Origin of the sequence: Halomonas sp. M4R1S46 (assembly GCF_025725685.1) — a bacterium.
Lineage (GTDB): Bacteria > Pseudomonadota > Gammaproteobacteria > Pseudomonadales > Halomonadaceae > Halomonas.
In genome coordinates this window covers 888,475-902,044 of the sequence record NZ_CP107008.1, presented here as the reverse complement: position 1 = coordinate 902,044, position 13,570 = coordinate 888,475, and the positions used below count along the sequence as shown (strand labels likewise).

The 13,570-nt window shown below is 68.2% G+C and carries 13 protein-coding genes; 4 read left to right on the top strand and 9 right to left on the bottom strand.

Annotated features, from left to right (window positions below):
• Positions 1-45: 45 nt before the first annotated feature.
• Together OCT48_RS04275 and yegS are read right to left on the bottom strand one after the other, a co-directional pair.
• Complete coding sequence (locus OCT48_RS04275) at positions 46-474, bottom strand: VOC family protein (RefSeq protein ID WP_263591492.1); 429 nt, start codon at positions 472-474, stop codon at positions 46-48.
• A 33-nt stretch (positions 475-507) separates the two neighbouring features.
• Positions 508-1,440 (bottom strand): lipid kinase YegS, encoded by a 933-nt coding sequence (gene yegS / locus OCT48_RS04270; protein ID WP_263591491.1) that lies wholly within the window; start codon positions 1,438-1,440, stop codon positions 508-510.
• Between the two features lie 139 nt (positions 1,441-1,579).
• Between yegS and OCT48_RS04265 the strand changes: the two genes are divergently transcribed.
• Both OCT48_RS04265 and OCT48_RS04260 read left to right on the top strand, forming a co-directional pair.
• Positions 1,580-3,178, top strand: coding sequence for a cation:proton antiporter family protein (locus tag OCT48_RS04265; protein WP_263591490.1), 1,599 nt, complete (start codon positions 1,580-1,582; stop codon positions 3,176-3,178).
• A 108-nt stretch (positions 3,179-3,286) separates the two neighbouring features.
• Positions 3,287-3,574 carry a hypothetical protein gene (locus OCT48_RS04260; RefSeq protein WP_263591489.1) on the top strand — a complete coding sequence of 96 codons (288 nt, stop codon included), beginning with the start codon at positions 3,287-3,289 and terminating at the stop codon, positions 3,572-3,574.
• Between the two features lie 68 nt (positions 3,575-3,642).
• Here OCT48_RS04260 and pepN read toward each other — a convergent pair whose 3' ends face one another.
• From pepN to OCT48_RS04235, 5 genes are all read right to left on the bottom strand, one after another.
• Positions 3,643-6,273, bottom strand: a complete 2,631-nt coding sequence (pepN, locus tag OCT48_RS04255) for an aminopeptidase N (RefSeq protein WP_263591488.1) — start codon at positions 6,271-6,273, stop codon at positions 3,643-3,645.
• Positions 6,274-6,355: 82 nt separating this feature from the next.
• A complete protein-coding gene (locus tag OCT48_RS04250) occupies positions 6,356-6,733 on the bottom strand; it encodes a YbaN family protein (protein WP_263591487.1) in 378 nt (125 codons plus the stop codon).
• Positions 6,734-6,886: 153 nt separating this feature from the next.
• On the bottom strand, positions 6,887-7,414 hold the full coding sequence (locus OCT48_RS04245; protein WP_263591486.1) for an Hsp20/alpha crystallin family protein: 528 nt from the start codon (positions 7,412-7,414) through the stop codon (positions 6,887-6,889).
• 133 nt (positions 7,415-7,547) lie between these two features.
• Complete coding sequence (locus tag OCT48_RS04240) at positions 7,548-8,033, bottom strand: YajQ family cyclic di-GMP-binding protein (protein ID WP_263591485.1); 486 nt, start codon at positions 8,031-8,033, stop codon at positions 7,548-7,550.
• A 113-nt stretch (positions 8,034-8,146) separates the two neighbouring features.
• Positions 8,147-8,608 (bottom strand): GNAT family N-acetyltransferase, encoded by a 462-nt coding sequence (locus OCT48_RS04235; protein ID WP_263591484.1) that lies wholly within the window; start codon positions 8,606-8,608, stop codon positions 8,147-8,149.
• Positions 8,609-8,768: 160 nt separating this feature from the next.
• Between OCT48_RS04235 and OCT48_RS04230 the strand changes: the two genes are divergently transcribed.
• Complete coding sequence (locus tag OCT48_RS04230; protein ID WP_263591483.1) at positions 8,769-10,268, top strand: RimK family protein; 1,500 nt, start codon at positions 8,769-8,771, stop codon at positions 10,266-10,268.
• Between the two features lie 56 nt (positions 10,269-10,324).
• Positions 10,325-10,924: a cob(I)yrinic acid a,c-diamide adenosyltransferase gene (gene cobO / locus OCT48_RS04225; RefSeq protein ID WP_263591482.1), complete on the top strand. Its 600-nt coding sequence runs from the start codon at positions 10,325-10,327 to the stop codon at positions 10,922-10,924.
• Here cobO and OCT48_RS04220 read toward each other — a convergent pair whose 3' ends face one another.
• Complete coding sequence (locus OCT48_RS04220; RefSeq protein ID WP_263591481.1) at positions 10,925-11,644, bottom strand: 3'-5' exonuclease; 720 nt, start codon at positions 11,642-11,644, stop codon at positions 10,925-10,927.
• Positions 11,645-11,658: 14 nt separating this feature from the next.
• Positions 11,659-13,563 carry a DUF294 nucleotidyltransferase-like domain-containing protein gene (locus tag OCT48_RS04215; RefSeq protein WP_263591480.1) on the bottom strand — a complete coding sequence of 635 codons (1,905 nt, stop codon included), beginning with the start codon at positions 13,561-13,563 and terminating at the stop codon, positions 11,659-11,661.
• Between the last annotated feature and the right edge of the window lie 7 nt (positions 13,564-13,570).

Sequence of the window (13,570 nt, the reverse complement as noted above, 5' to 3'; positions counted from 1 at the left end):
TGGAGGGCTATTCCACCAAAGCGACACCGTCACCGCAAGGCGAGTTCACCGGGCGAACAGCTGCCCCTGGATATCCCGGAAGGCCTTGAACTCGAGGGCGTTGCCGCTGGGGTCACGGAAGAACATCGTGGCCTGCTCGCCGGGCTCGCCGCGAAAGCGGATGTACGGCTCGATCTCGAAGCGCACACCCGCCGCGGTCAGGCGGTCGACCAGCGCCTCCCAGGCGGGCATCTCCAGCACCACGCCGAAGTGCGGGACCGGCACCCCATGGCCATCGACGGGGTTGCGATGATCCGCCTGGGGCGCCTCGCCGAGGGCCGGGTCGAGGTGGCAGACGAACTGGTGGCCAAACAGGTCGAAGTCGACCCAGGTATCGCTCGCGCGCCCCTCGTCGCAGCCCAGCAGTTCGCCATAGAAGCGGCGGGCCTCGGCCAGGTCACGCACCGGCACGGCGAGATGAAAGGGAGTCAGCATGACACGACCTCCGGATGTCGATGGACGAAGGCTTCATGATGCCGCGGCGGCCCGCGGCTGGCCAGCCTTCCCTGAGGCCAGCAGCGGGCAGCCCTCCGGCACCACCAGGTCGAGGGCGCCGGCGTCGACCTCGACCCGGAAGCCCTGGCGCTGGCAGGGCTCACCATCCAGCGTCAGCGGCAGCGACTGCTCGCCCTCGAAGCTCAGCCAGGGGGTGCGGAAGGTCTCGACGAAGGCGCCCTCGGCGGGTCGCACCTGCAGTTCCTGGCGCATGCGCCACATGTCGTGCAGCGAACGGAAGTCGCGCAGCACCAGCACGTCCAGCAGGCCATCGTCGATCCGCGCCTCGGGAGTCAACCGCTGGCCACCGCCGGAACGGGTGCCGTTGCCCATGGCCAGCACGAACAGCGAAGCCTGGCGCTCGCCACCGGCCCAGCGCAACCGTCCCGGGTAGGGTTGATACTGCCAGGCCTTGAGCGCCCCGATCAGCGAGTAGGCACCGCCGCCCAGCAGACGCTTGAGACTCTTGGGGGTCGAGGAGGTGACCTCGGCGCCGAAGCCGCCGGTGGCCATGTTGAGGAAGTGGCGGCCGTCCAGGTGCGGCACGTCGATGGGCCGCGCCGCCTCCTGCAGGGCCACCCGCAGCGCCGCCTCGGCCTCCAGCGGCAGCCCCAGGGCGGTCGCCAGGTCGTTGGCGCTGCCCAGCGGCAGGATGCCCAGGGCCGGTCGCCGCTGCCGCGGCAGGCGCATCAGCCCGCTGGTGACCTCGTTGACGGTGCCGTCGCCGCCAGCGGCGATCACCCGGTCGACGCCCTCCTGACCGGCCCACTCGGCCAGGCGGGCGGCATCACCGGCTTCCCAGGTGACCCAGACCTCCAGGGCCAGTCCCGCGTCGCGACAGGCGAACACCGCCTCGCGTACCGCCGGCAGCTGGGCCGACTTGCCGTTGAGGATCAGCGTGGCCATTGCATTCCCGCTCCCTTGCTCTCTGCCGCGGTCATGCGCGCTTCACGCGAGGCCGGCAAGATGAAAAGATGAATGCCATTCACTTTATGACTTCCTTACACTATCCGTCTTCCCGGGACATCCGGCACAGGGAGACGTCATGATCGATCCGGCCTTCATACTCGCGGCCTTCCTCGGCGGCCTGACCGCCATGAGCCTTCGCCTGCCGCCCCTGGTGGGGTTCCTGGCCGGCGGCTTCGTGCTCAATGCCCTGGGATATGATGCCACGCCACTCCTCGACATCCTGGCCGATGTGGGGGTCACGCTGCTGCTGTTCAGCATCGGCCTCAAGCTGGACATCCGCACCCTGCTGCGCAACGACGTCTGGGGAGGCGCCTCACTGCACATGCTCGCCTCGACGCTGTCGATGGTGGGCCTGTTCTCGCTGCTCAAGTGGCTGGGCCTGCCGCTGCTGGCGGATACCGGCTGGCGGACCCTGGCCCTGCTGGGCTTCGCGCTGTCCTTCTCCAGCACGGTCTTCGTGGTCAAGGTACTGGAAAAGCGCAGCGAGACCCAGACCGCCTATGGCCGCCTGGCCATCGGCGTGCTGATCATGCAGGACATCTTCGCGGTGGTCTTCCTCACCGCCTCCACCGGCTCCCTGCCGAGCCCCTGGGCCCTGGCCCTGGTGCTGTTGATCCCCCTGGCGCCGGCCCTGCGCGCCCTGCTCGACCGCCTGGGACACGGCGAGATGCAGATGCTGTTCGGCATGCTGCTGGCCCTGGTGCTGGGCTACGCGCTGTTCGAGTCGCTGGGCGTCAAGGGCGATCTTGGCGCCCTGATCATCGGCATGCTGCTGGCCCCCCACCCCGCCGCCCAGACCCTGGCCCGCTCGATGTTCAGCCTCAAGGAGCTGCTGCTGGTGGGCTTCTTCCTGAGCCTCGGCCTCACCGCGATGCCCGACTGGGAACTGCTCGGCATCGCCCTGCTGCTGATGCTCCTGCTGCCGCTCAAGAGCCTGCTCTATCAGTGGGTCTTCCTGCGCTTTCGCATGCGCCACCGGACCTCGGTGCTGTCGACGCTGAGCCTGACCAACTATTCGGAATTCGGCCTGATCGTGGGCGCCATCGCCGCCAGCAACGGCTGGCTGCCAGCCAGCTGGCTGGTGGTGCTGTCGCTGGCGGTGGCCCTGAGCTTCGGCGCCTCGGCGATCCTCAACGGCTTCAGCGAGCGGATCTACCGCTGGGTGGAACCGCGCCTGCCGCCCATCGACATCAGCGAACTCTCGCCCAGCGATCGGCCCATCGAGGTCGGCGATGCCGAGGCGGTGGTACTGGGCATGGGCCGCATCGGGCGCAGCGTCTATCGCCGCCTGCAGAAGGAATACGGGCTGCAGGTGCTGGGCATCGACAGCAACCCCAAGAGCGTCAAGCGCCTCACCGCCCGCGGCTTCAACGTGCTGGAGGGGGATGCCGTGGATTCCGACTTCTGGGACAAGCTGCTGATGTCGCCGGACGTGCGCATGGTGGTGTTGGCCATGCCCCACCATTCCGGCAACCTCTTCGCCCTCAAGCAGCTGCGCTCGCGCCGCTTCCAAGGGCGGATCACCGCGGTGGTGGAGTTCCCCGAGGAGATCGAGCCGATCCGCGAGCTCGGCGCCCACGCCGTCTTCCACGTCTACGACGAGGCGGGCCGGGCGCTCGCCGACAGCGCCGCGGAAGAGGCCGGCATCGCCTCGCGAACCAGCCAACTGGGCTGAGCCCCCGCCTTGCCTTGCGGGAAGCCTTGTCGCGATACTTGAACCTTGATCCCGGGACCGGCGGCCAGCCTGCCACCGCCCCCCTGCTGCCACAGGACCCCAGACGCCATGCAAGACGCCTTCGACTTCATCGGCCAGGCCTTCGGCCAGTTCATCCGCTACCTCGTCGACGCCCTGCTCGGCTTCTTCGACGGCCTCGACGATGCCGTGAGCGGCTTCATCCAGGGCACCTCCGACACCCTCGGCATCGCCCCTACGCTGCTCAGCCTGCTGGTGCTGGCCTTCGGCCTCTGGCTGCTGTGGAAGGCCCTGCGCGCGATCATGCGCCAGGCGATCATCGTCGCGTTGATCTGGGCCTTCCTGGGGGCGACCGTGCTGAGCTGGCTGATTCACTAGGCGGCCGGGCCGACACGACGACGCCGCCCCGTGGGGCGGCGTCGTCGTGTCCGGGGAGGGCCGACGGGTCAGGCCAGCGCCTTCTCGATCACTTCATAGACATTGGGCGAGAGCGCCTCGCCGCGGATACGCTCGAGCTCGGCCTTCATCAGGGCCTGGCGCGCCTCGTCGAAGCGCTGCCAGCGGGTCAGCGGCGTGACCAGCCGCGCGGCGATCTCCGGGTTCAGGCGGTTGAGTTCGATGACCACGTCGGCCAGCAGCTTGTAGCCCTCGCCGTCGAGGCGGTGGAAATTGACCCGGTTCTGGGCGAAGGCGCCGATCAAGGCCCGCACCTTGTTGGGGTTGGTCAGCGAGAACGCCGGGTGGTCCATCAGGAACTTGACCCGATCCAGGGCATCCGACTGCGGGCGCGTCACCTGGATGCTGAACCACTGGTCCATGACCAGCGGGTCGTGAGCCCACTTCTCGCCGAAGGCCCGCAGCGCCGGGTCCGCGAGGTCGCCGCGGCTGCTGTGGGTCAGCAGGGTCAGGGCCTGGCGCACGTCGGTCATGTTGTGGTCCGCCTCGAACTGGCGACGGGTCAGCTCGATGCCCTCCTCGTCCTCGATGCTCATCAGGTAGGACAGGGCGACGTTCTTCAGGCTGCGCGCGCCGATCTGCTCGGGCTCGGGCGCGTAGGGCACGTCGAGACGGTTTGCCTCGTAGACCCGCAGGAAGTCGTCGCGCAGCGCCAGCGCCAGGGACTGCTTGACGAAGTGACGGGCCGCGTGGATGGCATCGACGTCGACCAGCGGCTGCTGCTCGGCGATACAGGCCTCGGAGGGCAGGGTCAGCATCTCGGCGAGCACCGCCTTGTCGTCGGTGTCGGTATAGAGCAGGGCCCGGAAGGCCTCCACCACCCGCGGGTCCATGACCTTCTCCACGCCGTTGCGATGGGCGGCGATGAGGTCGTCGAGGGCCAGCAGCGCCAGGCGCTGGCCGGCGTCCCAGCGGTTGAAGCCATCGCTGTCGTTGGCCAGCAGGAAGGCCAGGTCCTCCCGGGAATAGGGGAAGTGCAGCTTGACCGGCGCCGAGAAGCCGCGCAGCAGCGACGGCACCGGGGCCTCCTCCACGTCGGTGAAGACGAACTCCTGCTCATCCTCGCGCAGGTGGATCACCGCATCGCGCCCCAGCGCCTCGCCGTCCAGGGTCAGCGCCAGGTCGCGCCCGGTCTTGGTACCGACCAGACCCAGGCGGACCGGGATGTGCAGCGCCTGCTTGTCGGGCTGGCCCGGCGTGGCCGGGGTGCGCTGGCGCAGCACCAGGCGATAGACCCCATTGGCGTAGTCATAGTCGCCGTGGGCATCGATCTCCGGGGTGCCGGCCTGGGAGTACCAGCGCATGAACTGGTCGAGGTCCTGGCCGGAGGCCTCCGCCATGCAGCCCACGAAGTCCTCGATGGTCACCGCCTGGCCGTCGAAGCGCGCGAAGTAGCGGTCGGCGCCGCGGCGGAAGGCCTCCCAGCCCACCAGGTTGCGCAGCATGCGCACGATCTCGGCGCCCTTCTCGTAGATGGTCAGGGTGTAGAAGTTGCCGATCTCGATGTAATGATCCGGCCGCACCGGATGGGCGGTGGGCCCGGCATCCTCGGCGAACTGGGCGGTGCGGAAGAAGGAGACCTCCTCGATGCGCTTGACCGGCGCCGAGTTGGTATCCGCCGAGAAACACTGGTCGCGGAAGACGGTGAAGCCTTCCTTGAGCGACAGCTGGAACCAGTCGCGGCAGGTCACCCGGTTGCCCGACCAGTTATGGAAGTACTCGTGGGCGACGATGCCCTCGACCCGCTGGAAGGCGGCATCGGTGGCGGTCCGGGGATGGGTCAGCACCGCCGCCGAGTTGAAGATGTTGAGCCCCTTGTTCTCCATGGCGCCCATGTTGAAGTCGTTGACCGCCACGATCATGAACAGGTCGAGGTCGTATTCCCGGCCGTAGGTCTCCTCGTCCCAGCGCATGGCGCGCTTGAGGGAGGCCATGGCATGGTCGGTCTTGCCTAGGTTCTCTTCCTCGACCCAGATCTGCAGGGTGACCTCACGGCCGCTCAGGGTGGTGAAGCGGTCCTCGACCTTCTTCAGGTCGCCGGCCACCAGGGCGAACAGATAGCTGGGCTTGGGGTGGGGATCCTCCCAGGTCACGAAGTGACGCTCGCCCGGCAGGCTGCCTCGTTCCACCGGGTTGCCGTTGGAGAGCAGCACCGGCAGGCTCGCGGCATCGCCGATCACCGTGGTCGAGAAGGTGGCCATGACGTCCGGGCGGTCGGGGTAGAAGGTGATGCGCCGGAAGCCCTCGGCCTCGCATTGAGTGCAGAACATGCCGCTCGACTGGTAGAGCCCCTCGAGGGCGGTGTTGTCCTCGGGGGCGACCTCCACCTCGGTATCCAGCAGGAAGCGCTCCGGCACGCGTTCCACCCGCAGGCCACGCTCGGTGAGCGCATACTCGTCCGCCCCCAGGGGCTGGCCGTCGATGGCGATGGCCTTGAGGTCGAGCTGCTCACCGTCGAGCTCCAGCGGCTCGCCGGCCTGCCGCTCGGGGTGACGCTCGAGGTGCAGGCGGGCCTTGACGCGGGTGGCGGCGGGGTCGAGGTCGAAGGTCAGCTCGGCGTGGCTGACCCGGTAGGCGGGAGCACGGTAGTCGCTCAGGTAGATCGGTTGCGGTTCGGACATCGAGGATGGCTCCTGTCGAGAATTGCCGGCCATTGTACGGCGCTCCCAGCCCGAACCTCAAAGTGGTGACGGCGGCAGCCCCTCAGGACTCGGCGACAGGCTCCGGCCGGGTGACGATCCACAGGCCCACCAGCGTGAGTCCGGCGATCAACCCCAGCTTCAGCCACAGCTGGCCGACGGTGAGGGCCAGCACCAGCATCGAGACGACCAGCATGGCGCCGGCCAGCCACTTGGCATGGCGAGGAATCGCCCGCTCCCCTTCCCAGGCCGTCACCGCCGGCCCGAAGCGCGGATGGCGACGGATCCAGCCGGCGAAGCGTGGCGAGCCCCTGGAGGCCGACCAGACCGCCAGCAGCATGAAGCAGGTGGTGGGCAGCAGGGGCAGGAAGGCGCCGATCACGCCCAGCAGGAAGCTGATTCCGGCCAGGGTCATGAAAGCGGCACGGCGTGCGTGGGACATCGGGCGCTCACTCCCTGTGGCGACGAAGGCGCGTCACCCTCATTGAAGCGCATCGCCCCACCGCCTGCCAATGACCTTCGTCAATGACCACGGCAAGTCGGGCCTATGGCGGGCGACGCCGCGGCGGGCGTCGAGGGGCGCCCGCCGCGGGCCTCAGCCGTTGATGGGGATCTCCCGGCGAGAGCCCCTGGCCTCGCCGCTGCGCGGGACGGTGACCTTGAGCACGCCCTTGTCGAAGGCGGCCTCGATGCCGTCGAGCCGGGCATCCGCGGGCAGGTCGAGCAGGCGACGGAAGCTGCCGTAGGAGCGCTCCACCCGCTGGTAACGATCCTCCTGGCTGGTGGTCTCCTGGCGCTTCTCGCCCTCGATGACCAGGCGATTGTCATCCAGGCTCAGCTTGATGTCCTTCTCCTCGACGCCGGGCACCTCGACGGTGATCAGGTAGTCCTGGTCGCGCTCGGCGATATCCAGTCGCGGGCGCAGCAGTTCCGGCATCTCGCCGAACCGCGTGGCCAGGGGGGGCATGCCGAACTGGCGCATCATGCCGTCCATCCAGCGGTCGAGTTCCTGGTGCATGTTGGTGAGCGGTGCCAGCTCACCGCCACGGGCCTCGCCGGCGGCCGGCGCATCATGGCCCTCGCTGCGGAACCAGTTCCAGGGAGAGAATTTCTGCAGGTCCATACGCCACCTCCTCGTTCAACGTGACGCAGAGCACAAGCGATGATTGCCTTGCGGCACTAACAGAATTGGTGGCGCCGGCGAGGTTTTCAAGGCCACCCGCCGCGGCCTTGACCGAGGTCAACTGCCGCCCGGGTCAGTCGCGGAAGTTGTTGAACTGCAGGGGCAGGTCGGGGCCTTCCTCGCCCTTGAGCAGGGCCATGACGCGCTGCAGGTCGTCGCGCTTCTTGCCGGTGACCCGCACCTGCTCGCCCTGGATCTGGGCCTGGACCTTGAGCTTGGTGTCCTTGATGCGCTTGACGATGTCCTTGGCTTCCTTCTGCTCCAGGCCCTGCTTGAGCACCACCGTCTGGCGGGCGCGGACCCCGGAGAGCTCCGGCTCCTGGACATCCATGCAGCGCGGGTCGATCCCCCGGGCGATCAACTTGTTGCGCAGCACGTCGAGCATCTGGCGCAGCTGGAAGTCCACCTCGGCCTCCAGGGAAACGCTCTCGCCGCTGAGTTCGAAGCTCGCGGTGACGCCCTTGAAGTCGAAGCGGCCCTGCAGCTCGCGGTTGGCCTGGTCGACGGCGTTGCTGGCTTCATGCTTGTCGAATTCGGAGACGATGTCGAAGGAGGGCATGGGGGCTTCCCGGTGGTAGAGTTGTCGCCATTCTAATGGCCCGGGACGCCGTCGCCTAGGAACCTGCCGGGCTGACGCTCGACCGCCCCTCCCCGGCGACCGGCGGGATCCCGCTAGCCCGCCTGGGCCAGGCCCAGCGGCTTGACCATGCGCCAGCCGGCACAGCCATCCTCGTAGTAGTCCCCCAGCCAGTCCGAGGGGGCGAAGCCCATGCCGTGGTACAGCGCCAGGGCGGGCGTGTTGTCGGCCCGTACCTCCAGTACCAGCCAGTCGCAGCCACGCCGGCCGGCGGCGTCCTCGAGCCACTGCAGCATGCGGCGCCCCAGGCCGCCGCCGCGGGCCTCGGGGTGCACGCAGAAGGAGTACAGCCGCGCCCGGCCGCTGCCGTGGCGGAACAGCAGGGTCCCGTAACCCAGCAGCCGGCCGTCGGCCGCCTCGGCCACCAGGGTCAGGGCATTGGCACGATTGAGCAGGTGCCAGAGCTGGCGCCGGCTGAAGCGGTCGCCGCTGAAGGCGACCTGCTCGAGACGGTAGAGCGCGGCGAGGTCGCGGGTCTTCGCGGGGCGCAGGATCATCAAGGGGTCGACTCGATTCGGTAGGCCTGTCCGGATTCTGGCGAGCCCATGGGCGCCTGTCAGTGGCTCTTTGCATGAAATATTTTCACTTATGTAGCGTCTTGCCTGCCAATTGCCTCAGGCGCATGCTGAGGCCGTTTCCCTGCCAGGTCACGTCCCCATGTGTTCTCTGCGTATCGTCGTCGACCGCCTCGACGACTGGCTGCCCTACCATCCCAGCGACGACCTGATGGCCGCCGACGCCTTCCTCGCCCTGGACGCCCGGCCAGGCCTGCCGGGGGAGGCCCTCCGCGACCGCGGCGGCCATGTCATCAACCTGTGCAGCGAGCTCGATTACCTGGGCACCGGCTATTACGTCTCGCTGCTGGCCCAGGCCCGGGGGCTGCGGGTCCGGCCCGGCGTCGACACCCTCAACGCCCTGTCACGCAAGGCCACGACCGACCTGCAGCTGGCGCCCCTGGCCCCCCTGCTGGACGAGCTGTCACGCCAGGATGCCCTGGCCGGCGATGTCCATACCCTGCGGGTGCTGTTCGGCGAATGCCGGGTCCCGGCGCTCGAGCGGCTCGCCCGGCGGCTCTTCGAGCGCCTGCCCTGCCCGCTGCTCGAGGTGCGCCTGGAGCGCCGCCGGGGGCACTGGCGGGTGGCGCGGGTCAAGCCGTGCCGGCTGCGCGACCTCGAGGGGGAGGAACAGGATCTCTTCGCCCGGGCCCTCAATCGTCACTCCCGCCAGGTCTGGCGCACGCCGCGAGCACGACGCCGCTATCGCTTCGACCTGGCGATCCTGGTCAACCCGGAGGAGGTGCTGCCGCCCAGCAATCGCGGCGCCCTCAAGGCCTTCATCCGGGCCGGTCGCCGCCAGGGCATCGACGTCTCCCTGATCACCCGCCGCGACGCGGGCCGGCTGGCCGAGTTCGATGGCCTGTTCATCCGCGAGACGACGGCCCTGGACCACCACACCTGGCGCCTGGCCCGCCAGGCCGAGCACGAGGGCCTGGTGGTCATCGATGCCTCGGAGGACATCCTGCGCTGTACCAACAAGGTCTACCTGCACGCCCTGCTTCGGGCCCGGGGCGTGCCCGCCCCGCAGGGCATCCTGCTGCGGCGCGGCGACCGCAACGGCCTGCCGGCACTGGCCGCGTCGCTGCGCTTCCCCCAGGTGCTCAAGGTGCCCGACGGCTCGTTCTCGCGGGGCGTGGTCAAGATCGCCTCCGGCGAGGCCCTCGTCCAGGAGGCCTCACGGCTGTTCGCCGACTCGGCGCTGCTGCTGCTCCAGGAATGGCTGCCTACCGAGTTCGACTGGCGCATCGGCGTGCTGGACGGGCAGGTGCTGTTCGCCAGCCGCTACTACATGGCTCGGGGCCACTGGCAGATCTACGATCATTCCGCGAAGGGGGTGAGGAGCGGCGGCTTCACCACTCATGCCCCCGAGGAGGTCCCCGCGGCGGTGGTCCGGACGGCGCTTCGCGCCACGCGGCTGATCGGCCGGGGCTTCTATGGCGTCGACCTCAAGCAGGTCGGTGACCGGGTGCTGGTGATCGAGGTCAACGACAACCCCAACGTGGACGCCGGCATCGAGGATGCGGTGCTGGGGCCCGCCCTCTACGAGCGCATCATGGCGGTCTTTCTGTCACGCATGGAGGCGCGGCGCCGGGGTGGCTGACGACGGGGGACAGCTGGCGTAAGCTGCCCCTTTCAGGTACCGCACCGGGAGTCGAGATGAGCGACCGCGAGACCCGCCACCGCCAGGCCATGCAGAAACTCAAGTCCCACGTCGACGACAGGGTGGCCCGGGCCACCGAGCAGCGCGGCCAGCTGCTGGTGTTCACCGGCAACGGCAAGGGCAAGACCACCGCCGCCTGGGGCACCGTGACCCGCGCCCTGGGCTACGGCTACCGGGTGGGGGTGGTGCAGTTCATCAAGGGCGTCTGGGAGTGCGGCGAGCGCGAGCGCCTGGCCGAGGACCCCCGCCTGGAGGTGGTGATCATGGCCACCGGCTTCACCTGGGAGACCCAGAACCGCGAGGCCGACACCCAGGCCTGCCGGGCGGTCTGGGCCGAGGCCGAACGCCTGCTCGCCGACCCCGAGGTCTACCTGGTGGTGCTCGACGAGATCACCTACATGCTCAAGTTCGGCTACCTGGATATCGCCACGGTCAAGCGCGCACTGGAGCAGCGGCCGGCCGAGCAGACGGTGATCGTCACCGGGCGCAACGCCCACCGGGACCTGCTGACCATGGCCGACACCGTCACCGAGATGCAGGAGCTGCGACACGGCTTCAATGCCGGCCTCGAGGCGCGCCGCGGCATCGATTACTGATCAGCTCCAGATCGTGCCCACCGGCGTCTCGGGACTGTACTGGTGGGCGATCTGGGCCTGCAGCAGTTCCGCGGTGGCCAGCGCATCGGTCAGCGCATGGTGTCCCTGGTAGGGCGGCAGGCCATAGCGGGCCCGGCTGTCGTAGAGACGGATGGAGGCCGGAGGGTGTCCGATCCAGCGCTTGAAGCGGGCCAGCAGCGACTGGCGATGGATGCGCGCCTCCAGGGACATGGTGTCGATCACCGGGAACTTCACCCCCTCGCCGAGCCGAGCCTTGATGGCCACGTTGAGGAAGGGCCGCTCGATATGCCGGTAATGCACCACCACGAGACGGCCGGCCAGGGCATCGAGCAGGTCCTCCAGGATATCGTCGAACTCCGGCGCCCCGGCGATATCGGCGTGGGTGATGTGATGAAAGGTCACGGACTTGGCATTCAAGGTTCGCCTCGGCCGCACGATCCAGTAGCGGCGCTCACGGAGGAAGCTACGTTCCAGCGTGAAGGGCACCAGCCCGATGCTGACGATGGAGTTGCGCCGGGGGTCGAGGCCCGTGGTCTCCATGTCCAGCGCCACCAGCGGTGCCTCGGCGATGGGCGTCTCCGGCGCCGGGGCGCCGGCGGCGAAGAACCGCGCCAGACGCCTGTCCCGGGCGACACCGGCCCGGCTCGCCAGATAGCTCGTCCAGTCAGGGATCTGCGTCCTGCGGGGGCGTATCAGCATCCAGAAGGCCTCGTTCACTTGGCCCGTGAGGGCATCGGGTAGCGGAACTTGAGGAACTTCTGGGCATGACTCAGGACCTGGAAGGCATCCTTGAGGTTGTGGCGCTCGGAGCTGGTGACGTTCTCGGGCTCGATATTGTTGTCCGGCGTCTGATCATGCTGGATGTCGAACACCTGATGGTGGATGCGCGACATCGACAGGAACTCCAGGGCATAGCGCAGCCGGTCGCTGACCCCGGGGGCGAGCAGCTGGGTGCGGTCGATGTCGTCGAGACGGTCGAAGCTGTTCTGGGCGCTGGAGCCACAGGCCAGCGCATGCACCCGGATCAGGTCGACCATGGGGGCGGTGCCACGACGCTTGAGGTTGATCGAGTTGTTGTGCTTGCCATCCTTCTCCATCACGAAGGTGCGGAAGAAGCCCAGCGGCGGCGTCCGATTGAGGGCATTGCGGGCCATGGCCGCCAGGAACAGCGGATGGGTCGCGGCCTTCTGCGCCACCAGGTCCTGCAGTTGCTCGACCAGGACGTTCTCGCCATGGACCGAGTCCAGGTCGAAGAAGATCGAGCTGTGCAGCAGCCGCTCGGGGCTGGGTTGCTCGATCCACTCGGTGAAGTAGCGCTTCCACACCGACAGCGGCTGACGCCATTGCTCGTTGGTGGCCATGATGTCGCCCTTGCAGTACGGGTAGCCACAGGCGTCGAGGCCATCGCTGACGATCTTCGCCATCTCGCGGAAGTAGCCATCGTGCTGCTCCGGGACGAAGTCATCGGATAGTACCAGGGCATTGTCCTGATCGGTAACGATGGACTGCTCGTTGCGCGCCATGGACCCCAGGGCCATGAAGCAGTAGGGCACCGGAGGGGGCCCCAGGCGGTCCTCGGCCAGCTCCAGCAGGCGGCGGGTGAAGCTGCGCCCGATGGTCGACAGGGCGCTGCCCACCATCCGCGAGTCGGCCCCCTCCTCGACCATCCGCACGAAGGCCCCGCTGACGTCCGGCGCCAGCCGGGCAAGCCCCTCCACGCTGGGTTGGTGGAAGATATTGCTGACCAGATAGAGGCTGCTCTGGGTCTCGTAGCGGATGATGTCGGAGAGGTGCACGATGCCCACCGGCCGGCGACGATACATGACCGGCAGGTGATGGATGTTGTTGCGCAGCATGCACAGCATGGCCTCGTGCACCGACTCGTCGGACTGGATGGCGATGACGCTGCCGCCGATCACCTCGCCGACCGGGGTGTCCGGCGAGCGCCCTTCGGCCACCACCCGTTTCCGGAAGTCGCTGTCGGTGAGGATGCCGCGCAGCTGCCAGGCGCGGTTCTCGCTGTCACGGAAGGTATAGCGGGGATTGTCGCCCGGGGCATCCAGCACCAGCACCGCCGAGGCCTGGTAGTCGGTGATCTGGCGGGCCGCCTCCTGCACCGTGGTGGAGGCTTCCACCATCACCGGGTAGCGCGTGACCAGCTTGCGTACCCGGGTGATCATCATGTCGTTGTTCTTCTTCTGCTGCTCCACCGCACTCTCGAGCCGGGGACGCAGCAGCTCGACGAATTCGGCGAAGTTCTCGTCCGCCTGGCAGAGATGATGGAAGACCGCCTCGGGAATGAAATAGATGAGGGTGTCTTCCATCGCCCGAACGGGATAATGGACCCGATGGTTCCGTAACAGACTGAACTGGCCGAAGATGTCGCCCTCGCCACGGCGGTTGTAGAGCTCGCCGCCGCGCCGGAAGACCTCCACGGCGCCGCTGCGGATATAGCACAGCTCGTGCAGCTCCTGCCCCAGGGTGAGGATATCCGTGCCCGCCTTGAAATAGGCCACCTCGACCTGGCTGGCCACCTCGTCCAGCAGCTCGTCGGAGAGCCCCTCGAAGGGCGGGAAGCGCCCCAGGTGTTGGCGGATCTCCAGCAGTTCCACGTCCATGCCCTTG

Excerpts from the sequence above, each read along its gene's own strand:
- OCT48_RS04230 (WP_263591483.1), top strand. The coding sequence starts at position 8,769 with ATGTGTTCTCTGCGTATCGTCGTCGACCGCCTCGACGACTGGCTGCCC.
- OCT48_RS04250 (WP_263591487.1), bottom strand. The coding sequence starts at position 6,733 with ATGTCCCACGCACGCCGTGCCGCTTTCATGACCCTGGCCGGAATCAGC.
- OCT48_RS04275 (WP_263591492.1), bottom strand. The coding sequence starts at position 474 with ATGCTGACTCCCTTTCATCTCGCCGTGCCGGTGCGTGACCTGGCCGAG.
- OCT48_RS04260 (WP_263591489.1), top strand. The coding sequence starts at position 3,287 with ATGCAAGACGCCTTCGACTTCATCGGCCAGGCCTTCGGCCAGTTCATC.
- OCT48_RS04215 (WP_263591480.1), bottom strand. The coding sequence starts at position 13,563 with ATGGACGTGGAACTGCTGGAGATCCGCCAACACCTGGGGCGCTTCCCG.
- cobO (WP_263591482.1), top strand. The coding sequence starts at position 10,325 with ATGAGCGACCGCGAGACCCGCCACCGCCAGGCCATGCAGAAACTCAAG.
- OCT48_RS04235 (WP_263591484.1), bottom strand. The coding sequence starts at position 8,608 with ATGATCCTGCGCCCCGCGAAGACCCGCGACCTCGCCGCGCTCTACCGT.
- OCT48_RS04265 (WP_263591490.1), top strand. The coding sequence starts at position 1,580 with ATGATCGATCCGGCCTTCATACTCGCGGCCTTCCTCGGCGGCCTGACC.
- OCT48_RS04240 (WP_263591485.1), bottom strand. The coding sequence starts at position 8,033 with ATGCCCTCCTTCGACATCGTCTCCGAATTCGACAAGCATGAAGCCAGC.
- yegS (WP_263591491.1), bottom strand. The coding sequence starts at position 1,440 with ATGGCCACGCTGATCCTCAACGGCAAGTCGGCCCAGCTGCCGGCGGTA.
- OCT48_RS04220 (WP_263591481.1), bottom strand. The coding sequence starts at position 11,644 with ATGCTGATACGCCCCCGCAGGACGCAGATCCCTGACTGGACGAGCTAT.
- OCT48_RS04245 (WP_263591486.1), bottom strand. The coding sequence starts at position 7,414 with ATGGACCTGCAGAAATTCTCTCCCTGGAACTGGTTCCGCAGCGAGGGC.
- pepN (WP_263591488.1), bottom strand. The coding sequence starts at position 6,273 with ATGTCCGAACCGCAACCGATCTACCTGAGCGACTACCGTGCTCCCGCC.